At 61.0% G+C, this 20,681-nt stretch carries 18 protein-coding genes and 1 tRNA gene; 9 read left to right on the forward strand and 10 right to left on the reverse strand.

Annotation, left to right across the window (positions count from 1 at the left end):
* The 7 genes from U1A24_RS19650 to U1A24_RS19680 all read left to right on the forward strand — a co-directional run.
* A partial coding sequence (locus U1A24_RS19650; RefSeq protein WP_322323679.1) for a CoA transferase occupies nucleotides 1-890 on the forward strand: 890 nt, incomplete at its 5' end.
* Nucleotides 891-959: 69 nt separating this feature from the next.
* Nucleotides 960-1,337 carry a cupin domain-containing protein gene (locus U1A24_RS19655; protein WP_322323680.1) on the forward strand — a complete coding sequence of 126 codons (378 nt, stop codon included), beginning with the start codon at nucleotides 960-962 and terminating at the stop codon, nucleotides 1,335-1,337.
* Nucleotides 1,338-1,349: 12 nt separating this feature from the next.
* The gene (locus U1A24_RS19660; protein WP_322323681.1) at nucleotides 1,350-3,395 is read left to right on the forward strand and encodes an ASKHA domain-containing protein; all 2,046 of its coding nucleotides are present in this window, start codon (nucleotides 1,350-1,352) and stop codon (nucleotides 3,393-3,395) included.
* Nucleotides 3,396-3,427: 32 nt separating this feature from the next.
* Nucleotides 3,428-3,967 (forward strand): sigma-70 family RNA polymerase sigma factor, encoded by a 540-nt coding sequence (locus U1A24_RS19665; RefSeq protein ID WP_322323682.1) that lies wholly within the window; start codon nucleotides 3,428-3,430, stop codon nucleotides 3,965-3,967.
* Nucleotides 3,964-4,620, forward strand: a complete 657-nt coding sequence (locus U1A24_RS19670) for an anti-sigma factor domain-containing protein (protein ID WP_322323683.1) — start codon at nucleotides 3,964-3,966, stop codon at nucleotides 4,618-4,620. The genes U1A24_RS19665 and U1A24_RS19670 overlap by 4 nt, the downstream gene beginning before the upstream one ends.
* A gap of 144 nt (nucleotides 4,621-4,764) precedes the next feature.
* A complete protein-coding gene (locus tag U1A24_RS19675) occupies nucleotides 4,765-5,325 on the forward strand; it encodes a fasciclin domain-containing protein (protein WP_322323684.1) in 561 nt (186 codons plus the stop codon).
* 195 nt (nucleotides 5,326-5,520) lie between these two features.
* Nucleotides 5,521-7,164, forward strand: coding sequence for a vWA domain-containing protein (locus U1A24_RS19680; RefSeq protein WP_322323685.1), 1,644 nt, complete (start codon nucleotides 5,521-5,523; stop codon nucleotides 7,162-7,164).
* An 18-nt stretch (nucleotides 7,165-7,182) separates the two neighbouring features.
* On the opposite strand, the gene U1A24_RS19685 is transcribed toward U1A24_RS19680, so the two are convergent.
* Both U1A24_RS19685 and U1A24_RS19690 read right to left on the reverse strand, forming a co-directional pair.
* Nucleotides 7,183-7,256, reverse strand: a tRNA-Gly gene (locus U1A24_RS19685).
* Between the two features lie 128 nt (nucleotides 7,257-7,384).
* A complete protein-coding gene (locus U1A24_RS19690; RefSeq protein ID WP_322323686.1) occupies nucleotides 7,385-7,834 on the reverse strand; it encodes a hypothetical protein in 450 nt (149 codons plus the stop codon).
* A gap of 208 nt (nucleotides 7,835-8,042) precedes the next feature.
* Between U1A24_RS19690 and U1A24_RS19695 the strand changes: the two genes are divergently transcribed.
* The gene (locus U1A24_RS19695; protein WP_322323687.1) at nucleotides 8,043-8,393 is read left to right on the forward strand and encodes a RidA family protein; all 351 of its coding nucleotides are present in this window, start codon (nucleotides 8,043-8,045) and stop codon (nucleotides 8,391-8,393) included.
* 76 nt (nucleotides 8,394-8,469) lie between these two features.
* Here U1A24_RS19695 and pgi read toward each other — a convergent pair whose 3' ends face one another.
* The 4 genes from pgi to U1A24_RS19715 form a co-directional block, all read right to left on the reverse strand.
* Nucleotides 8,470-10,071, reverse strand: coding sequence for a glucose-6-phosphate isomerase (pgi, locus tag U1A24_RS19700; protein WP_322323688.1), 1,602 nt, complete (start codon nucleotides 10,069-10,071; stop codon nucleotides 8,470-8,472).
* Nucleotides 10,072-10,074: 3 nt separating this feature from the next.
* Entirely contained in the window at nucleotides 10,075-10,746 is a 672-nt protein-coding gene (gene pgl / locus U1A24_RS19705; protein ID WP_322323689.1) for a 6-phosphogluconolactonase, read from the reverse strand.
* Nucleotides 10,743-12,197: a glucose-6-phosphate dehydrogenase gene (gene zwf, locus U1A24_RS19710; RefSeq protein ID WP_322323690.1), complete on the reverse strand. Its 1,455-nt coding sequence runs from the start codon at nucleotides 12,195-12,197 to the stop codon at nucleotides 10,743-10,745. Before zwf ends, pgl begins: the two co-directional genes overlap by 4 nt.
* Nucleotides 12,198-12,394: 197 nt before the next feature.
* Nucleotides 12,395-12,979: an HNH endonuclease gene (locus U1A24_RS19715; protein WP_322323691.1), complete on the reverse strand. Its 585-nt coding sequence runs from the start codon at nucleotides 12,977-12,979 to the stop codon at nucleotides 12,395-12,397.
* Between the two features lie 272 nt (nucleotides 12,980-13,251).
* Here U1A24_RS19715 and U1A24_RS19720 point away from each other — a divergent pair, with 272 nt between their 5' ends.
* Nucleotides 13,252-13,716: a lytic transglycosylase domain-containing protein gene (locus U1A24_RS19720; protein WP_322323692.1), complete on the forward strand. Its 465-nt coding sequence runs from the start codon at nucleotides 13,252-13,254 to the stop codon at nucleotides 13,714-13,716.
* Between the two features lie 140 nt (nucleotides 13,717-13,856).
* Here the strand turns inward: U1A24_RS19720 and U1A24_RS19725 are convergent, their stop codons facing one another.
* The 4 genes from U1A24_RS19725 to glgA all read right to left on the reverse strand — a co-directional run bounded on the left by U1A24_RS19725 (nucleotide 13,857) and on the right by glgA (nucleotide 20,643).
* On the reverse strand, nucleotides 13,857-15,389 hold the full coding sequence (locus U1A24_RS19725; protein WP_322323693.1) for a trimethylamine methyltransferase family protein: 1,533 nt from the start codon (nucleotides 15,387-15,389) through the stop codon (nucleotides 13,857-13,859).
* 117 nt (nucleotides 15,390-15,506) lie between these two features.
* Complete coding sequence (locus U1A24_RS19730) at nucleotides 15,507-17,129, reverse strand: alpha-D-glucose phosphate-specific phosphoglucomutase (RefSeq protein WP_322323694.1); 1,623 nt, start codon at nucleotides 17,127-17,129, stop codon at nucleotides 15,507-15,509.
* A complete protein-coding gene (glgX, locus tag U1A24_RS19735) occupies nucleotides 17,126-19,210 on the reverse strand; it encodes a glycogen debranching protein GlgX (RefSeq protein ID WP_416173510.1) in 2,085 nt (694 codons plus the stop codon). Before glgX ends, U1A24_RS19730 begins: the two co-directional genes overlap by 4 nt.
* A gap of 2 nt (nucleotides 19,211-19,212) precedes the next feature.
* Nucleotides 19,213-20,643, reverse strand: a complete 1,431-nt coding sequence (gene glgA / locus U1A24_RS19740; RefSeq protein WP_322323696.1) for a glycogen synthase GlgA — start codon at nucleotides 20,641-20,643, stop codon at nucleotides 19,213-19,215.
* Nucleotides 20,644-20,681: the final 38 nt, after the last annotated feature.

A 20,681-nucleotide genomic window follows, 5' to 3' on the forward strand; every position in this document is an offset into this window, starting at 1 on the left:
ATGTGGTGCTGGAAAACTACCGCCCCGGCGTGATGGCGCGTTTGGGCTATGGCTATGAAACCCTGCACAAAACCCACCCCCGGCTGATCTATGGCGCGGTGTCGGGCTTTGGCCACACCGGCCCCGATGCGGCCAAACCCGCCTATGATATGGTGGTGCAAGCGCGCGGCGGGGTGATGAGCATCACCGGCGAGGAAGGTGGCCCACCCGTGCGCGTCGGTGCTTCGATCGGCGATATCGTCGCGGGGATGTTTCTGGCGCAAGGCGTGTTGGCAGCGCTTTATGACCGTGAAAAAACCGGGCTGGGCGCGAAAGTCGACATCGCCATGCTGGATGCGCAACTGGCTATTCAGGAACATGCCGTGGCCATCACCACGGCCACCGGCACGCCTCCGGGCCGCACGGGCGCGCGGCATCCCACCATCACACCGTTTTCGACCTATCGCGCGGCGGATGGGTTCTTCGTGATCGCGGCGGGCAATGACGCGATGTTTGCAACGCTTTGCACCACGCTAAACCTGCCGCTTGCCGCCGATCCGCGCTTTGCGACCAATGCCGCGCGCTGCCAACACCACGCGCTGCTGAAACGGCTGATCGAGGCGGTGACCTTGGGTGCCCCAGTCGCGCATTGGATCGCCACGCTGGAGGCCGCTCATTTGCCCACCGGGCGCGTGCAGGACATGGCCCAAGTGCTGCAAGATCCGCAACTGCTGGCGCGTCACATGGTGCTGCCCGTCACCGCCAGCCCCGGCGGCCCCAGCTTTACCGCCGCAGGCAACCCGATCAAAATGTCGACCTTGGATGAGATCAGCGCTCGCGCCCCTGCCCCGCGGCTTGATGGTGACCGCGCCGCGATCCTTGCTTGGCTGAACGGCGCAGACCGCGCTTGATATGCCGCGAACAGGCAATGATGTGGCAAGGATGCGGCTTAGACTTGTCCCAAGCGCAATGAGGGTCGCATGACACATCCGGTTAGGATCGACCAAGCCAACCTGCCTGACGTGACGTGGGACGATCCCGCGCGCGGCTCTGTGCGTTGGAAAACCCTGATTTCCGGCGATGTTACCGCGACTGACACCTTGGTCTGCGGCATCGCTTTGATGGACAAGGGTGAGACCTTCGCTCTGCATTCCCATCCGCAGCCCGAACTTTATTTCGGCCTTGAAGGCGAGGTCGATGTGCAGATCAACGGCGTAGCCCACCGTCTGAAACCCGGCGTTGCTCTTTTCATTCCCGGCGATGCCGTGCATGGAGTGTTGGCCGCCGATGAACCGGTGCGCTGGTTTTACACCTTTGCCGCCGATGCCTTCGCCGATATCGCCTATAGCTTTGCCTGACCCGAGGACAACATGACCGAAGACACCCAAGACGCACTCGTCATCTTCACCCCCTCGGGCAAGCGGGGCCGCTTTGCGCATGGAACGCCAGTGCTGACAGCCGCGCGGCAGTTGGGCGTCGATCTGGACAGCGTGTGCGGTGGGCGCGGCATTTGCTCGAAATGCCAGATCACGCCGGGCTATGGCGAGTTTTCCAAGCATGGCGTCACCGTTGAGGCAGATGCCCTGACCGAATGGAATAGCGTTGAAGAACGCTATAAATCCAAACGCGGCATGATTGAGGGCCGCCGTCTCGGCTGTCAGGCCTGCGTGATGGGCGATGTGGTAATCGACGTGCCGCCGGAATCTCAGGTCCACAAGCAGGTGATCCGCAAATCCGCCAGCCAGCGCGATATCGTGATGGACCCTGCCACCCGCGCGCTTTACGTTGAGGTCGCCGAACCCGACATGCACGAACCGACAGGCGATTTCGAACGCCTTGTGACCGCCTTGCAGGAACAATGGGGCGTCGGCGAAGTTGCGGCTGAACTGCCGATCCTGCGCCGTCTGCAACCGGCTTTGCGCAAAGGCGACTGGAAAGTCACCGTGGCGCTGCACAAAGGCAACCACGACGCCCGCCACCGTATCCTTGATATCTGGCCGGGCTTTCATGAGGGCAAGCTTTACGGCCTTGCCATCGACCTTGGCTCGACCACCATCGCAGCACACCTCTGCGATCTGCATGACGGCAGCGTTTTGGCCTCCTCTGGCGTGATGAACCCGCAAATCCGCTTTGGCGAAGACCTGATGAGTCGGGTCAGCTACGCGATGATGAACCCCGGCGGCGATGTCGAAATGACCGCCGCCGTCCGCACCGCTTTGAACGGCTTGATCCAGTCGATCGCGACTTCGGCCAAGATCGTGCCGACCTCGATCTATGAGATCACCTTCGTCTGCAATCCAGTGATGCACCACCTATTGCTCGGCATTGATCCGGTCGAACTCGGCCAAGCTCCCTTCGCGCTGGCGACCTCGGGCTCTCTGGTGCTGGACGCCGCCGATCTGGACATCAAAGCGGTGAACTCTGCGGCGCGCGTCTACATCCTGCCCTGCATCGCTGGGCATGTCGGGGCTGATTGCGCCGCGGTGGCTTTGTCGGAAGAACCCAACAAATCAAAGGAAATGGTGCTGATCGTCGATGTCGGCACCAATGCCGAATTGCTTTTGGGCAATGAAACCCGCGTGCTCGCCTGTTCCTCGCCCACCGGCCCCGCCTTTGAAGGTGCGCAAATCTCCTCTGGTCAACGCGCAGCCCCCGGCGCCATCGAACGGGTCGAGATCGATCCCGTCACCAAAGAACCGCGCTTCCGCGTCATCGGATCAGATCTGTGGTCCACCGACCCCGGCTTCACCGCCGCAACCTCTGGCACCGGAATCACTGGCATCTGCGGCTCTGGCATCATCGAAGCGGTCGCCGAGATGCGTATGGCCGGCCTTGTCGATCAGGGCGGTCTTGTCGGGGGTGCCGAACAAACCGGCACCATCCGCTGTATCCCCGAAGGCCGCACCCATTCCTATGTGCTGCATGACGGCACCGCGACAGGTGGCCCGATGATCACCGTCACCCAAGGCGACATTCGCGCCATCCAACTGGCCAAAGCCGCCCTCTACGCCGGGGCCAAGCTGCTGATGGATGAGATGGGCATCGAGACCGTAGAAAAGGTCGTGCTCGCAGGCGCGTTCGGCGCGCATATCAGCCCGAAACACGCGATGGTTCTGGGCATGATCCCCGATGTGCCACTGGATAAGGTGATCTCTGCAGGCAACGCCGCAGGCACCGGGGCGCGGATCGCGCTCTGCAATGTCGGCGCACGCGATTATATCGAGACCACCGTGCATCAGATCCACAAGGTCGAAACCGCCATCGAGCCGCGCTTTCAGGAACATTTCGTTAACGCCAGCGCCATCCCGAACGCGGTCGATACCTTCCCGGAACTGTCGAAAATCGTCACCCTGCCACATGTCAGCTTTAATACCTCTGGCTCGGGCGGTGCAGGCGGTCGGCGCAGGCGCACTTGACCTATCCGCAGGCGTCCCTAGATTGGCAATCTATGGATGATCCAATCGCAAATTTGCTGTCCCGGATTGCTGCGCAAGATCGCGTAGCATTCCGGCAAATCTATTCAAGTGCCTCTGCGAAACTTATGGGCGTGCTCTTGCGTATCTTGGGAAACCGGGCAGAAGCGGAGGATGCGTTGCAAGAGGTGTTCACAAGGGTATGGCTGCGGGCCAATCGGTATGAAGCCGATAAAGGCCGTGGCATGACCTGGCTGATCGCTTTGGCGCGCAATCATGCGATTGACCGGCTGCGGTCGCGCCGTGAAACCCAATCCGGCGATGAAGACGCGATGAACGCGGTGATCGACACCACACCGCGCGCCGAAACCCGTCTGATTGCTGTGGGCGAAGCCAAGCGGATCAACCAATGCTTTGAAACGTTGGAGGCCGACAAGGCCGCCGCCCTGCGCGGCGCTTACCTCACGGGCACCTCGTATATTGACCTCGCCGCGCACTTCAATGTGCCCTTGAACACCATGCGCACCTGGCTGCGCCGCAGCCTGCTGAAGCTGAAGGAGTGCATGGAGCAATGACCAGCACTCCCGAATTTGATCTGCCCGAAGACGAAGCCCTCGCCGCCGAATATGTGCTGGGCGCTTTGGATCTGGCCGAACGCAGCGCAGCCGAGGCCCGCCTGAAGCGCGACCCGGCTTTCGCGGCCTTGGTCATTGATTGGCAAAACCGCCTGTCAGACCTGAACGACGATTACGCCGAGGCCGAAGCCCCCAACCTGCTGCCGCAGATCGAAGCCCGGCTGTTCCCTCAGACCGCCAAACCCGCGCGCCGTTGGTTTGCTTGGATCGGCGGCGCGCTGACGGCTGCGGTGATCGGCGCGGCCGCCTTCCTGATGCTGCCGCCACCAGCGCCGCCCACCAGCATGACCGCCGAACTCTCTGCCGAGGCCTCGCCGCTGCGCTACGAGGCCGCCATCGCAGGCGATCAACTCACCCTGACCCGCGTGGCAGGCACCGATGCCGAAGCGGGCAAGGATTATGAGCTGTGGATCATCGAAGGTGACAAGGCGCCGGTTTCCTTGGGCGTGCTGACCGAGGCTTCGGTCACGATCGCGGCCCCGCAAGCCGCAGCAGGCTATGTGCTGGCGATCACCTTGGAACCCAAGGGCGGCGGGCCGGATGGCAAACCCACTGGGCCGATCGTTGCCGCAGGGCCGCTGAAGGACATCTGACAGCCTGCCTTTGCTGACAAAACCGCGCGGCTGAAAAATAATCAAAAAATAAATTGGGGCGGCTGAAACTTCTCAGCCGCCCCTCTCGTTACTTTGGATGTGAGGCAAGACTGGCTTGCCTACCAACCAACAAGAGGTAACACGATGAACGCTTCCAATATGGTCAAAGCCGCAATGGCAACCGCGTTTCTGGCGCTCTCGTCCGGCATGGCGCTGGCCGAAAATCCGATGGTCGGCGGTGCCGAGATGTTCCCCGAGAAAAACATCGTTGAAAACGCCGTGAACTCGAAAGATCACACCACCCTCGTCGCCGCTGTAACGGCTGCTGGCTTGGCGGAAACCCTGTCGGGCGCTGGTCCGTTCACCGTGTTTGCGCCGACCAATGACGCTTTCGCCAAACTGCCCGCAGGCACCGTTGAAGACCTGCTGAAGCCGGAAAACAAAGACACGCTGGTCAAGATCCTGACCTGCCACGTTGTCGGCAAGGAAGTGATGTCGGATGCTTTGGGCGGCATGATCAAGGACGATGGCGGCAAGCACCCGGTCCCAACCTTGGGCGGTTGCGTGCTGCAAGCCACCTATGAAGGCGACATGATCAAGCTGACGGATGAGATGGGCAACGTTGCAACCATCACCCAGGCTGACGTGAAACAGTCGAACGGCGTGATCCATGTGATCGACGCGGTCATGCTGCCGAAGATGTAAGCCGCAGCTATGAAGCGGCAGTCAAGCTCCCAGCACGACCGCCCCTCTCATGCGACACGGGTCGGCCTGTCCCAAGTCCCCACATAGTCCGGCCAGTGGAAGGGTCTTGCAGCGCAATCTGCAAGGCCCTTTGCGTTTTGCACAAGCTTGGTTAGTCTGACCGCATTCCACGTCGTCATTTTCAAGGATTCTGTGATGCGTCTTTTGACTTTGCTGCGCAGCCTTGCGCTGATGCTTGTATGTCTTCCCACGCTCGCCCACGCCGATGGCCGCACCATCATCGTGCTGGATGGCTCTGGCTCGATGTGGGGTCAGATCGACGGCAAGCCAAAACTCGAAATCGCGCGCGAGGCATTGGCCGAAGTGCTGAAAACCATTCCCGCCGATACCGAACTGGGACTGATCGCCTATGGCCACCGCTCGAAAGGTGCCTGCGACGACATTGAAACGCTGGTCGCCCCAGCCACAGGCACCGCACCCGCCATCGCATCCGCCGCCGACAAGATGCAGTTCCTGGGCAAAACCCCGCTGACCGAAGCCGTGCGCCGCGCCGCGTCAGAACTGCGTTCAACCGAGGAAAAAGCCACCGTCGTGCTGATCACCGATGGCATTGAAACCTGTGAGGGTGATCCCTGCGCCTTGGCCCGCGAACTCGAAGCCTCGGGCGTTGATTTCACCGCCCATGTGGTGGGCTTTGGTCTGACCAAGGACGAGGGCCGCCAAGTCGCCTGCCTTGCCGAAGATACCGGCGGGCAATACATCACCGCCGACGATCTCGACAGCCTGACGCTGGCACTGCAAACCACGGTGATCTCGGCCCCCGAACCCACGCCAGAGCCCGAACCAGCGCCTCCCGCCAAACTGGACATCAACTTCGCCCCCACCCTGCTGCTCGCCCCCGGCATGGCCAAGCCCGAGGATAACACCGACATCGCCTGGGAACTTCACGCCAAGAACGCCGATGGCAGCACCGGCGCGCGGTTCACCACCGAATATAACACCGTTAAATCCTTCATCGAACCCGGCGATTATCGCCTGATCACCAAACTTGGCGAAGCCGTGGTGGAAACCGATCTGACCCTCACCGAAGACAATCTTGCCGCCCCGGAAATCGTGATGAACGCCGCCCGCGTGATCCTGCACCCCAAACCCAGCGCGGACGGCGCTGAAAGCAACGACGCCGCTGTCAAGATCACCTCGAATGCCGGGATCGACACCACCAATTACGGCCCCTCGCGCTTTTATCTGCCTGCGGGCGACTACACGATCACCGGCACGATGGGTCAGGCCAGCGTCACCGAAACCCTCAGCCTGAAGCCGGGCGATCTGATCGAGCGTGACCTGATCATCGGCTCGGGTCTGGCGGTGGTCGATGCCTATTACATCGAAGGCGTGCAATTGGAAAACACCCAGCATTCGGTGGAAATTCTCGCCGCAAAACAAGCGCTTGACGGCAGCCACGACCGCCTGACCACCAGCTATGGCCCCGCCGCCAAGTTCGAGCTTTCTCCCGGTGACTATATCGCCAAAGTCACCGAAGGCGGCGCTGTGGCCGAGGTGCCCTTCACCGTCAAGGCCGGCGAACGGGTCAATGTCAGCGTCATTCTTGAGGCTGGCGTGCTGGCTGTCGCAGCGGCGGGGGCCAACTCGATCGAGATCTTCAAAGCAAAAGCCGATCTGAACGGTTTCCGCACGCAGATGTCCTTTGACTATGCCGAAGAAACCACCATCGCCCTGCCCGAAGGCGACTACCTGATCGAAGCCATGCGCGGCGATGCCAAAACCGAGGCCACCGCCAAAGTCACCAAGGGCGAACGCACCGAAGTCAGCGTGCCATAGCGTTGATTATGGAGGGATTGGAGCGGGTGAAGGGAATCGAACCCTCGTATTCAGCTTGGGAAGCTGCTGCTCTGCCATTGAGCTACACCCGCGTTGCGCAGTGAGGTAAGCCAGCCGCACAGCCGCGTCAAGCGGATTGGCGCGGCTAGTGTCGGTTTCGGCATGTATTCAAAGCCAGTCAAAGCCCGCCTGCACGAAAATGCCGCAGACGAACACCCTGTCAGAACAACAGCTTATAGGTGTTGCCACGGGTATCAGTGGCGGAGCCTGTGCCGCTGGTGGTGCTCGATCCCATCACGAAGGTGCCTTGCACTTTGGTGCCATCCTTGCAGACCGCGTAAATCTCGCCGGTGTTGATGCCGCCGACCGATTCCGTGCTGTTGTCGTATTTGCCACCGGGGCCGCCGCGCAGGGTCAGCGATACACCGCGCGTGCGCGACACCACTTTGGGTGCCAATGCCGACCAGGTGCCAGTGCATTTGGTGCGGTCCGCCAGCCTGAAGGTCAGCGCACCGGAAGTTTCCTCGGTGGTCTCGGCCTTGGCATGGATCACCGCAGGCGGGGTCTGCGACGCCAGCGGCCCCGCGATAGGATAGAGCTGCATATCGCTGCTGGAGCCGCAGGCGGTAACGGTCAAAATCGCGATCAGACCAAGGGCGCGCAACGGCATCAGCTTTCCTTTCAACTGCGGGACGATCCAGCTTGCGACGCCATATGCCATCCCGCGCGGCCACGCAACGTGCCGCCGCGCGGGCTCACCTTGATTTGCGCAATATCCTTCACCGCCCGCAGGGTTGCGGCTGCGCGCCAAACTGCAACCCTTCCCCTTTGCCGCAGCCTAGGCTAGCAATTCGGCAGCTTTCAGGAAAGGAAACACCATGAGCGAGATCAAACGTATCGGCGTCGGCGCCCGCATGTCCGAGGCAGTGGCCTATAACGGCATCGTCTGGCTGGCGGGCCAGATCGGCACCCCCGGTGGCAGCGTCGAACAACAGACCAAGGATTGCTTGGCCGAAGTCGATCGCGTGCTGGCCGAAGCTGGCACTGACAAGACGCGGATTCTGTCGGTGCAGATCTGGCTGGCCGATATTTCGACCTTCGATCAGATGAACGCAGTTTGGGATGCTTGGGTGCCCGCAGGCAACACGCCCGCGCGCGCAACGGGTGAGGCTAAACTTGCAGGGCCGGAATATCTGGTCGAAATCATCGTCACGGCAGCACTGAACTAAACAAAAAGGGGGGCTTTCAGCCCCCCTCGCCTTATCAGGCTCACCCCCTGAGGATATTTGCGCACAGAGGATGAGGTTAGCCGCGCAGATACTCCACCAGCGCCTGCGTCGAGCCGTCTTTGCCACTGGCATCGCCGCCCTCAAGGATCGGCTGCAAGGCCAGTGCCAGTTCTTTGCCCAACTCCACGCCCCATTGGTCAAACGAGTTCAGCCCGAGGATCACGCCCTCGACAAACACCCGATGTTCATAAAGGGCGATGATCTGGCCCAGCACGAACGGCGTCAATTTCGGATAGACCAGCGTGGTTGATGGCCGGTTGCCGGGGAACACCCGATGCCGCGCCTGCCGCTCCAACTCATCCCCAACAGCGCCCTTTTTCTCCATGATGGCGCGGGCTTCATTCAACGACCGCCCCCGCATCAGGGCTTCGGATTGCGCCAGACAATTTGCCACCAGCAGCAAATGCTGATGCGCCAGATCCGGTTCGTGCCCGGCCTTAGCGATCATAAACTCACAAGGCACAACCCGCGTGCCCTGATGGATCAGCTGATAGAACGCGTGCTGGCCATTGGTGCCGGGTTCACCCCAGACCACCGGGCCGGAATGGATCGGCAGATCGCTGCCATCCATCGCCACCGACTTGCCGTTGCTTTCCATTTCCAGCTGCTGCAAATAGGCAGGCAAGCGGCTAAGCCGTTGATCATAGGGCAGAACCGCGCGTGTGGTATGGCCACAAATCTGGTTGTGCCAGATGCCGACCAAGGCCAGCTGCACCGGCATGTTTTGCGCGAACGGCTCGGCCACGAAATGCTCGTCCATCGCCCGCGCGCCGGCAAGAAAGTCTTCAAACGCCTCAGGCCCGATCGCCATCATCACCGCCAGACCAATCGGCCCCCAGACCGAATAGCGCCCGCCAACCCAATCCTCAAAGCCGAACACCCGCGCGCTATCAATGCCGAATGCAGCGGTTTTATCGGCGGCCGTCGAGACCGCCGCAAATTGCTTGGCAGGCGTGGTCACCTTGGTCGCCATCCACGCGCGGGCAGTTTCCGCGTTGGTCATCGTCTCAATCGTGGTGAAGGTCTTTGAGGCCACGATCACCAAAGTGGTTTCCGGGTTCAGCCCCTTCAACACATCCGCGATATGCGCACCATCGACGTTGCTGACATAATGGATACGCGGCCCGTCATGGTAAGGCGCCAGCGCCAGCGTCACCATCGCAGGCCCAAGATCCGAGCCACCGATGCCAATGTTCACGACATCGGTGATCTTGCCACCCTGCCCAGTGAACTTGCCGGTGCGCACTTCGCGGGTAAAAATCGCCATCCGGGCTTTGGTCTTGCGGATCTCGGGCATCACATCGACACCTTCGGTCATCACCTTGGCCTCGATGCCGCCGCGCAAGGCGGTGTGCAGCACGGCGCGGCCTTCGGTGTCGTTGATCTTCTCACCGCCAAACATCGCCGCGCGCTTGTCCGCCACACCGGAAACCTCGGCCAGCGTCAGCAGCATCGCCTTGGCCTGCTCATCAATGTTGGTTTTCGAGTAATCCAGCCGCATCTCACCCGCATCAACGCTGAACGCTTGCGCGCGTCCGGGCGCATCGAACAGCGACAAGATCGGCCGTCGCGCCACGCTCAGCGCATGGTCTCTCAATGCTTGCCATTTTTCCGACATGACCTACTCCGCCCAGTGAACCGTTGCATTATCAAGCACCACCCGCACCGGAGCCTCCAGCGCGGGCAAGCTTGCCGCAGCCTCAATCGCCGCGCGCTTTTCCGCGCCGGTGATCAGGATATGGATATTCTTCGCCTCTTGCAGCACCGGAGCCGTCAGCGTGACGCGCGGCTCGCCCGCAGCCTCAGCCCGCATCGCAAGCAGGATCGGCGCATCGGCCGCCAAAGCCTCGGCCAGCAGATCCGCGCCGGGAAACAGGCTGGCGGTGTGCATATCGCTGCCCATGCCCAGCAAAAGCACGGTCAGCGGCAGATGCGCCGCCACGCCATCCGCCAAAGCCCCAAGCACCTTCTCGGGCGCATCCGCCTCGGCATAAAGCGGGATAAGCGTCGCCACCGCCGCCTTGTCCACCAGCAGCCGCTCTTTCAGCAACCGGGTGTTGGAGCGCGGGCTGTCTTCGCCCACCCAACGCTCGTCATTCAGCATCACCGCGACATTGGCCCAATCGAGATTGACGCCCGACAGGATGTCAAAGATCGGCCCCGGCGTTGTCCCCCCCGGCACCGACAAGGAAGCCCGGCCATACATGCTCAGTTCTTCCGAAAGCTGGGCGGCAATCTTGCCTGCCAGTTCCAGCATCATGAATTCCCGGTCTGGGTATGCGACAAAATTCAAACCTTGATCTCCCGCCAGCGCCGTCCATCACGGTGCATCAGCATCAGTGCATCTTCCGGGCCACTGGATCCCGGATCATATCCTTGTGGCTTATCCCCGCGCGCTTCCCAACCCTCAATCAGCGGATCGGTCCAGGCCCAGGCCGCCTCTACCTCATCGCCGCGCATGAACAAGGTCTGGTTGCCCCGGATCACATCCATGATCAGCCGCTCATAGGCATCAGGCACGTCCTCGGCATCCGGCCCCAAGGCATCGGCAAAGGCCATATCGAGGGGTACCTGCATCAAACGCATACCCCCCGGACCCGGTTCCTTGATCATCACCTTCAGGTTCATCCCCTCATCGGGCTGCAACCGGATCACCAGCACGTTTTCCAGCCAGCCCTTGGCATCGTCAAAGATCGAATGCGGCGGCTGCTTGAAGGTGATCGCAATCTCGCTCGCCCGCGCCCGCAGCCGCTTGCCCGTGCGCAGATAAAACGGTGTGCCCTGCCAACGCCAGTTCGAGATACCCACCTTCAGCGCGATATAACTTTCGGTCTTGCTGGCCGGATTCTCGCTATGCTCCAGATAGCCGCCCTCGCCATTGCCCGCCAGATACTGCCCGCGCACGATATGTTCGGGCTTCACCGCATCCAGCGCCCGGATCACCTTCAGTTTTTCATCACGCACCGCATCGGGATCAAAGTGATAGGGCGGCTCCATCGCGATCAGGCACAACAGCTGCATCATATGGTTCTGCACCATATCGCGCATCGCGCCGGATTTGTCGTAATACGCCCCGCGGCCATCGACCGAGACGGTTTCCGCCACGGTGATCTGCACATGGTCGACGTATTCCGCCTTCCACAACGGCTCGAACAGAATATTGGCAAACCGCACCGCCATCAGATTCTGCACGGTCTCTTTGCCAAGATAATGGTCGATCCGGTAAATCTGCGTCTCGGCAAAATGCTTGGCCAAAACCGCGTTCAGCGCCTTGGCCGAGGCCAGATCCCGCCCGAACGGCTTTTCCACCACGATCCGGCTCCAGGCATCGGCGATCTCGTGCAGATGCAGACGTTCGGCAATATCGCCAAACAGCGACGGTGCAACCGAGAAGTAAAACGCCCGCACCACATTCTCGCGCATCAGGTCGCGCAGCTTGGCCCAGCCGCCCTCGCCCGTGGCATCAATCGAGACATAGGCAATCTTTTCAAGGAATTGCGCGACGATCTTCTTGTCCTGCCGATCTTTCGGCACAAACTCGGCAATCGCTTCCGCCACCATCGCGCGGAACGAGTCGTCATTCAGATCGGCGCGGGCCGCACCAATGATCCGGCTGTTTTCGGTCATCTGCCCGGCCATAAAGCGGCGATACAGCCCCGGAAGGATCTTGCGCTTGGCCAGATCGCCGGTGCCGCCAAAGATCACCAGATCAAAGGCATCTACCGGAATGACTCGCGAAACCATTGGCTTACCTCGCAGCTTGGGCCAGAACAGAAGCGCTGTTAGCGCTAACGACGCTCTTTTAACGCCGCAACTGCCACAAGTCTAGCACTGCTTGCACCCTGCCCGAAAGCCATTGCTGCACGGCAGCACCGGTATTCAATCCGCGTCGGCAACGATCCCCTGCACCCGCCCCGCGGCACCGCAACGCAGACAAGCGATCAGGCGTCCAGTTCCGCATCCCAATACAGATAATCCATCCAGCTGTCGTGCAGATGGTTTGGCGGAAAGCGGCGGCCATGCGCCTGCATCTCCTCCGCAGTCGGCATGCGCGGCACCTTGGCCAGATGCAGCCCCGCCTGCTTCAACGTCCGCGAACCTTTGCGCAGATTGCAGGGCGAGCACGCCGCCACCACATTCTCCCAACTTGTCACCCCGCCTTTGGAACGCGGCAACACATGGTCAAAGGTCAGGTCGCCCTTGGCCGCGCAATACTGGCAGCAAAACTCGTCGCGCAGAAAAAGATTAAAGCGCGTGAAGGCCACGCGCTTTTGGGGTCTTACAAAGTCTTTCAGCACCACCACCGAGGGTATGCGGAACTCTTGTCGCTGGCTTCGCACCACTTGGTCATATTCGGCCAAAATCTGCACGCGGTCCAAAACCGCCGCCTTGATCGCCTCTTGCCAGGGCCACAGTGACAGCGGGTAATAGCTGAGCGGGCGAAAATCCGCATTCAGCACCAGCGCCGGAAATTGCTTCAGGCTCGCAGGGTCGCGTACAAACTGGGTCCTAAAATCGCCGTCCATTCCGCAAGAGACTCCGTATTTCAACAGTCGTCAACAGGGTGCAGTCGCCTTAAGCCCAACCATATCTGGCGTTTTGCCAAGCGCAAGCCCAAGATATGCGGTAATCTGCCCGAGGCAGATCACAACAGAATGACACATGCGGCGATTGCTGTCTGCGATCAAGTTTTGAGCAATCCGCAAAGCCTGTGGCACATTTTGCCGCCGATCTTTGGCCTTGGCCCTTCCCAGACCGGGCGCGCGTCGTTATCACGCGAAAAACCCGGAGGAACCTGATGCCCCTGTCGCGCCGCGCCCTGCTATCCCTAAGCCTCAGCGCCCTTGCGCTTTCTGCCTGTGGCGGACGCAAACAGAAAGAAGATCCCCCCTCGCGCGCCTCGGGCGATACCCCGGAAATGCACGCGCTGATCCGAAAATGGGCACGCATTCACGACATCCCGGAAAGCCTGCTGCATCGTCAGATCCGCCGCGAAAGCAGCTACAATCCAAATGCCCGCAACGGCCCGTATTATGGCCTGCTGCAAATCCATCCGCAGACCGCCGCGACGATGGGTTATCGCGGCCGGCCCGAGGGCCTGCTCGATGCCGAAACCAACCTGCACTATGCCGGGAAATACCTGCGCGGCGCGTGGCTGGTGTCACGCCGCAACGAAGACCGCGCGATGATGTGGTATGCCAAGGGCTACTACTACGAGGCCAAGCGCATGGGCTTGCTGTATGAGACCGGACTGCGCAGCTGAGACGGAAAACGCAGCCGTTTTCCGTGCACGATTTCCGTCACGGAAATCGCCTTGCGCGGCTCAAAGGTTAAATTTCCCTTAAAGCGGCAAGGTCAAGAACCTGAAAATGCTTGACCTTTTTTGGTCCCGAGTTGGGACCATCAATACCAGGCATCCCCCATCGAGGCTTTCTTAGCCTCGACAAACTCCGTCAAGCCCTGAGAAATCCCCGCATCCAGAACCGGCGCCTCAAACTCCGCCAGCCGCTTTTTCCACAGCTTGTTGGCCCGATACGCCGCATCATGCGACCCCGCCGCCTCCCACTTTTCAAACGGCTCATTATCCGACAAATCGCTGTCCCAAAACGCGGTTTCATAGTGGGCCATCGTGTGCGAGCAGCCAAAGAAATGATTGCCCGGCCCGACCTCGGCAAACGCCTCGACCGCGAGCTGATCATCATCAATCTTCACACCGTCCAGATAAGAATGCAGGCTGCCGCACAGGTCCGCATCCAGCATGAATTTCTCATAAGACATGCTCAAGAGCCCATCCAGAAACCCGGCCGAATGCAGGATAAAATTCGCCCCGCAATGGATCGCCGCCAGCATCGACATCGTCCCCTCCATCATCGCCTGCGCGTCCGGCAGCTTTGAGGTGGTAAAGTTCCCCGAACACCGCAGCGGCAACCCCAACCGCCGCGCCAACTGCCCGATCACCATGCTCCCAATCGCCGGTTCCGGCGTGCCAAACGTCGGGCTACCCGAACGCAAACTCATCGACGACAGGAAGTTGCCGAAAATCACCGGCGCCCCCTTCCGCTCCAACTGAGTCAAAGCACACCCCGCCATAGTCTCGGCCAAACTCTGCGCGATCCCCCCGGCGCTGGTCACCGGACCCATCGCGCCGCCGAGGATGAACGGCACCACCACCGCCGCCTGATTGGCCCGCGCATAGGCGCGCAGGGCGGTGGTCATGGTGCCATCCCAGACCAAGGGGGAATTGACGTTCACATTGCCAAGAATGACGCAGTTATCATTCACAAATTCCCGGCCAAAGGCGATTCGGCTTAGCTCGATGCTGTCTTCGGCGCGTTCTTCTGACGTCACCGATCCCATATAGGGCCTGTCTGACAGCGTCAGATGCGCCAGCACCATATCGAGATGCCGCTTGTTCACCGGAATATCGGTCGGCTCGCAGATCGTGCCGCCGGAGTGGTGAAAGTTCGGCGAGGATTGCGCGAGTTTGATGAAGTTCTGGAAATCCTCCAGCGTGCCAAACCGTCGTCCGCGATCCAGATCCATCACAAAAGGTGAGCCATAGGCAGGCGCAAACACCACATTCTTGCCGCCGATCCGCACCGAATTGGCCGGGTTGCGGGCGTGTTGGGTGAACTCGCGGGGCGCGGATTTCAGGATCTCGCGCAGCATGCCCGGTTCGAATTTGACCAGCAGACCATCGACCTTGGCCCCTGCCCGCTTCCAATGATCCAGCGCCACCGGATCATCGCGAAATTCGATACCCGTTTCGGCCAAAATCCGGTCGGCGGCATGTTCCACCTTCTGCAGATTTTCCTCTGACAGCACATCATAGGTCGGGATATTGCGCACAATATAGGGCCGCCCCATACCACCGCCTTTTTTCGCCCGCTCGATTTGCCGCGCTTGCCGTCCCGAACGCACACCTTGCTCTGTCATCGCTCTCTCCCTCGACACCTGTGTCAAGGATGCGCCGAACCGGGCTGGGGTCGCAGTCAGCGCCGACAGTTGAAGGTCAGTTTCCGCCCTTTTGCAGCGGAAACCGACATTTCCGGCTCAGGTGATCACATCTGGCGTCACGCGCCCGATGTAACCTTCGATCCCCGCCAGAGCATGTGCAGCTCGGATCACCGGGGCGAGCGCGTCTTGCGGATCGAGATCAAGGCCATCCGGCCCCTCGGCGTAGCGTTCAAGATAGAGCCGCAAGGTAGCACCCTCGGTTCCGGTGCCTGACAGACGCAGCACGATCCGGCTGCCGTCCTCAAACAAAATCCGCACGCCTTGGGCTTTCGAGATCGAGCCATCAACCGGATCGGCATAGGCAAAATCATCGGCGGCTTGCACATACAGACCTTCCACAGCCTCGCCTGGAAGATTGGGCAGTTTGGCGCGCAGCCCCGCGATCATCGCGTCGGCCTTGTCGCTGGCGATCGCTTCAAAGTCGTGGCGGCTGTAGTAGTTGCGACCAAACTTCGCCCAATGCTCGGCCAAAATCGCCGCCACCGATTGCTGACGCACGGCGAGGATATTGAGCCACAGCAAGATTGCCCAAAGCCCGTCCTTCTCGCGCACATGGTCCGATCCGGTGCCGAAGGATTCCTCGCCACAGATCGTCGCCCGTCCCGCATCCAGAAGGTTGCCAAAGAACTTCCATCCGGTCGGGGTTTCATATGACGCAATCCCTAACGACACCGCAACCCGATCTACCGCAGCGGAGGTCGGCATCGAGCGCGCCACGCCTTTCAATCCCGCCTTGTAGCCGGGAGCGAGATGCGCGTTGGCGGCCAGCACCGCAAGGCTATCGGACGGCGAGACATAAATTCCCGCCCCCACCACCATGTTGCGGTCGCCGTCGCCATCGCTGGCGGCGCCGAAATCTGGTGCGTTGGCGCTGAACATTTCATCCATCAGGGCTTTGGCCCAAGTCGGGTTCGGATCTGGGTGCATCCCGCCAAAATCCGGCAAGGGCGTGGCGTTGATGCAAGTGCCGGGCGCAGCCCCGAGACGTTTTTCAAGAATTTCCACCGCATAGGGACCAGTTACGGCGCACATGCTGTCCATTCGCATCCTAAAACCGCCTTTGAACATCGCGGCAATGGCGGGAAAATCGAACAGGCTTTCCATCAGCAAGGCATAATCCGCCACCGGATCGACGACATCAACGATCATGTCCCCCAACTGGCTGCGACCGATCACCGACAGGTTCACGTCTTGCGACTCGACAATATGATATTCGGAGATTTCTGTCGTACGTTTGTACATTGCCTCGGTGACAGCTTCCGGCGCGGGTCCACCGTTGGGCATGTTGAACTTGACGCCGAAATCTTCAGTCGGCCCGCCGGGGTTGTGCGAGGCGCTCATGATGATGCCGCCATCGGTCCTGTTCAGCCGGATCAGATGGCTTGCCGCAGGCGTCGAGAGGATCGCGCCCTGCCCGATGATCACGCGGGCCGCACCATTCGCCGCCGCCATCCGCAAGATCACCTGCGCTGCGCGGTCGTTGAAATAACGCCCGTCGCCGCCCAGAACGAAGGTCTTCCCTTGCGCGCCGACCACATCAAAAATCGCCTGCACGAAATTCTCAAGATAATGCGGCCCCATGAACACAGGGGTTTTTTTGCGCAAACCAGAAGTGCCGGGCTTCTGCCCAGCGATGGGTTGGGTGGAAATCGTGGTCATGCGGTGCCTCCAGAGAGCAGCGGTTCAAAGACGAAAATGGATTGCGGCGGCATATCCAGCCGCGCGCTATGGGGTTCGGGCACAAGCTCTGGCCGGGTGCTGTCCAACACCAGCCGCCACTCTGGTGCGGTTTCCGGCAAGCGCAGCGCCACGGCCCCACCGCCGTTGAACACCACATAGAGCGCGTCCGGCGCATCAGGACCTTCAGCGGCCATGCGCAATTCCAGGCCAATGCAGCGGAAACTCGGGTCATGCCAATCGTTCGGGCTGGGGATTGCCGCATCTGCCCTGCGCCAGATTACATCGGGCAAACCATCGGCCAGCCGTTTTTGCGAATGCAGGAAGCGGTTTTGCCGCAGCACCGGATGGGCTTTGCGCAGCGCGGTGAGGCGCGCTACGAAATCAATCAGCACGGTATCGGCCGCGCCCCAGTCAATCCGCGTCAGGTCATTGTCCTGCGCATAGGCGTTGTTGTTGCCGGCCTGAGAATGCCCCAACTCATCGCCTGCCAGCAGCATCGGCGTGCCTTGCGACAGCATCAGCGTCGCCAGCAGGTTGCGCTTGCGCAGATCACGCGCGGCATGGATCGCAGGATCGGGACTGGGGCCTTCGACGCCCATGTTGTCGGCGTGGTTGTCGTCATGGCCATCGCGGTTATCCTCGCCATTGGCGAGGTTGCGCTTGATCGTGTAGCTGACCAGATCTTGCAGCGTGAAGCCGTCGTGCGAGGTGATGAAGTTGATGGAAGACGTGGCGGGGCGACGCGAGTGATCGAACTTATCCGCCGAGCCGAGCAAACGGCGCGAAAACTCCGGCGCCAGACCCGCATCATTGCGCCAGAAGCGGCGCACGCCGTCGCGGTATTTGTCGTTCCATTCCGAGAAGGGTGCCGGGTAAGCGCCCAGCTGATAGCCGCCGGGGCCGATATCCCACGGCTCTGCGATCAGCTTCACCCGCGCCAGCACCGGGTCTTGCCGGATCGCATCGAAGAAGCCGCCTTGGGGATCAAAGCCATGCGGTTCACGGCCCAGCACGGAAGCCAGATCAAAGCGGAAGCCGTCGATATGCACCTCTTGCACCCAGTAGCGCAAGGAATCCATCACCATCCGCAGCACGGCCGGGTTGGTCAGATCCAACGTATTGCCGGTGCCTGCATCATTGGCATAGTGCCGCCCGCCGTGAATCAGACGGTAATAGCTGGTGTTATCAAGGCCACGGAACGACAATGTCGGCCCCCAGGCATCGCCCTCGCCGGTGTGATTATAGACCACGTCCATGATCACCTCTAACCCTGCCGCGTGCATGGTTTTCACCATCGCTTGCATCTCGCGCAGGGGAGACGCCGCCCCGTAGCGCTGTTCGGGCGCGAAGAACCCCATGGTTTGATAGCCCCAGTGGTTGCGCAGGCCTTTAGCAACGAGAAAGCGGTCGTCGAAATAGGCCTGCACCGGCAGCAATTCCACCGTGGTCACACCCAAGCGTTTGAAATGCTCGATCATCACCGGATGGGCGAGGCCCGCATAGGTGCCGCGCATGGCTTGCGGGATGCCGGGGTGCCGCATGGTCAGCGCCTTGACATGCGCCTCATAGATCACCGTATCGGCCATTGGAACCAGCGGCGCACGATCATTGCCCCAGTGAAAACCGGGATCGACCACCACCGATTTCGGCACCGCAAAAGCACTGTCACGCGGGTCAAACGAGCCATCGCCGCGCGAGGCACCAATCTTGTAGCCCATCACCGCATCCGACCAGCGCAACCGCCCTGCAAGGCCACGCGCATAGGGGTCGATCAACAGCTTGTGCGGGTTAAAACGCTGGCCCACATCGGGCGCATAGGGGCCGTAAGCCCGCAGTCCGTAAAGCTGCCCCGCTGACAGGCCCGCCACATGCAGATGCCAGATATCACCCTCACGGTCCGCAAACGGCAAACGCGCCTGTTCACGCCTCCCGTCCGGCGAGTAGAGACAAAGCTCCAGCGCCGTGGCATGGGCGGAGAACACAGAAAAATTCACCCCATCATCGGTGAGCGTCGCCCCCATTGGCCAAGGCCGACCCGCCGAAGTGGCGTATCCCGACAGATTCACGCCAGCATGTCCTCATAAAGCGCGGCATAAGCGGCGGCGGAAGCCTCCCATCCCACCGGCTGCTTCATCGCGTTCTTTTGCATCTGCGTCCAGACAGGCTTGCTGGCGTAAAGCTGCAACAACCGCCGCAAAGCCTGCTCAAAGCCGGTCTCATCCACCGGATGGAACACGACCCCGGTCGCCACGCCTGCCGCCAATGCTGCCGGGCTGGCATGGATCACCGTATCGGCAAGACCACCCACCGAGGACACCAGCGGCACCGTGCCATAGGCCAAACCATACATCTGCGTCAGGCCACAAGGCTCGAACCGGCTGGGCACCAATACCGCATCGCCTGCGGCAAACAGGCGGTGGCTATAGGCCTCGTCATAACCGATCCGCACCGAAACCCGGCCAGGAAACCGCGCCTCCAAGCGGCGCATCGCGGCTTCGAGCAGGGCATCGCCCGAGCCCAAAATCGCCAGACCACCGCCACCGGCGATGAAATCGGGAATGCAGCCCTCAAGCAGATCAATGCCCTTCTGATCGGTCAAGCGGCTGACCAAAATCGCCAGCGGCCCCGGCACATCCAACCCCATCTCGGCACAAAACGCCGCGCGGTTGGCGGCTTTGCCCTTCAGGGACTTTGGCGTGTAGGGCATGGGTTCAACTTCGGGTGACCAAACCGCGGTATCCACGCCATTCAAAATCCCCGAGACCACCTCGGCACGCTGCGCGATCACACCTTCCATCCCCATGCCAAACTCGGGCCGCATCAACTCGGCCGCATAGTTGGGCGAGACGGTGGTGATGCGATCCGCGGTCACCAACCCGGCTTTCAAACTGGATAGCCCGCCATAATACTCCAACGCTCCGGGATAGAACTGATCATATGGCAGCCGCAAATCCGCCAGAGCCTGTGCCGGAGCCCAGCCCTGAAACGCGATGTTGTGGATCGTCAGCACCGAGGCCACGCCGCCCGTGCCGCCATAGTTCAGATAGGCGGGGGCAAACCCCGCCTGCCAGTCATGCGCGTGCAAAATATCGGGTTTCCAGCCATCAATGCCATCGCGCGCCATCCGGGCCGCCACCCACGACAAGGCCGCAAACCGCCGCGCGTTGTCAAACCAATCACCGCCGGGGCCAGAATAGGGCCCGCCCTCGCGGTCATAAAGATGCGGCGCATCCAGCAGCATCACCTGCAAGCCGTCGATCTCGCCCGCCATCACCCGCGCATCACCGCCGAACAGGTTTTGCTCGAACCAGACCTCATCCATGTCTTCCAGACGAGGCCGCAAGGCGCGGTAGGCCGGCATCAGCACCCGCATATCCCAGCCAACTTTTGCCAGAGCGCCGGGCAGCGCGCCGACCACATCGGCCAAGCCGCCGGTCTTGATCAGCGGCACACACTCTGACGCGACAGACAACACCCGCCCCCGAACCTGCATCTCTGATCCTTTCACATTGGCCTAAATACTCTGGGGGT

The organism is Cypionkella sp., assembly GCF_034376685.1.
In the GTDB taxonomy this organism is placed as follows: domain Bacteria; phylum Pseudomonadota; class Alphaproteobacteria; order Rhodobacterales; family Rhodobacteraceae; genus Cypionkella.

Coding starts and splice junctions, on each gene's coding strand:
- U1A24_RS19695 (WP_322323687.1), top strand. CDS start 8,043: ATGAGCGAGATCAAACGTATCGGCGTCGGCGCCCGCATGTCCGAGGCA.
- U1A24_RS19670 (WP_322323683.1), top strand. CDS start 3,964: ATGACCAGCACTCCCGAATTTGATCTGCCCGAAGACGAAGCCCTCGCC.
- U1A24_RS19665 (WP_322323682.1), top strand. CDS start 3,428: ATGGATGATCCAATCGCAAATTTGCTGTCCCGGATTGCTGCGCAAGAT.
- zwf (WP_322323690.1), bottom strand. CDS start 12,197: ATGGTTTCGCGAGTCATTCCGGTAGATGCCTTTGATCTGGTGATCTTT.
- U1A24_RS19720 (WP_322323692.1), top strand. CDS start 13,252: ATGCCCCTGTCGCGCCGCGCCCTGCTATCCCTAAGCCTCAGCGCCCTT.
- U1A24_RS19675 (WP_322323684.1), top strand. CDS start 4,765: ATGAACGCTTCCAATATGGTCAAAGCCGCAATGGCAACCGCGTTTCTG.
- U1A24_RS19725 (WP_322323693.1), bottom strand. CDS start 15,389: ATGACAGAGCAAGGTGTGCGTTCGGGACGGCAAGCGCGGCAAATCGAG.
- glgA (WP_322323696.1), bottom strand. CDS start 20,643: ATGCAGGTTCGGGGGCGGGTGTTGTCTGTCGCGTCAGAGTGTGTGCCG.
- U1A24_RS19660 (WP_322323681.1), top strand. CDS start 1,350: ATGACCGAAGACACCCAAGACGCACTCGTCATCTTCACCCCCTCGGGC.
- pgi (WP_322323688.1), bottom strand. CDS start 10,071: ATGTCGGAAAAATGGCAAGCATTGAGAGACCATGCGCTGAGCGTGGCG.
- U1A24_RS19655 (WP_322323680.1), top strand. CDS start 960: ATGACACATCCGGTTAGGATCGACCAAGCCAACCTGCCTGACGTGACG.
- U1A24_RS19715 (WP_322323691.1), bottom strand. CDS start 12,979: ATGGACGGCGATTTTAGGACCCAGTTTGTACGCGACCCTGCGAGCCTG.
- U1A24_RS19680 (WP_322323685.1), top strand. CDS start 5,521: ATGCGTCTTTTGACTTTGCTGCGCAGCCTTGCGCTGATGCTTGTATGT.
- U1A24_RS19690 (WP_322323686.1), bottom strand. CDS start 7,834: ATGCCGTTGCGCGCCCTTGGTCTGATCGCGATTTTGACCGTTACCGCC.
- U1A24_RS19730 (WP_322323694.1), bottom strand. CDS start 17,129: ATGACCACGATTTCCACCCAACCCATCGCTGGGCAGAAGCCCGGCACT.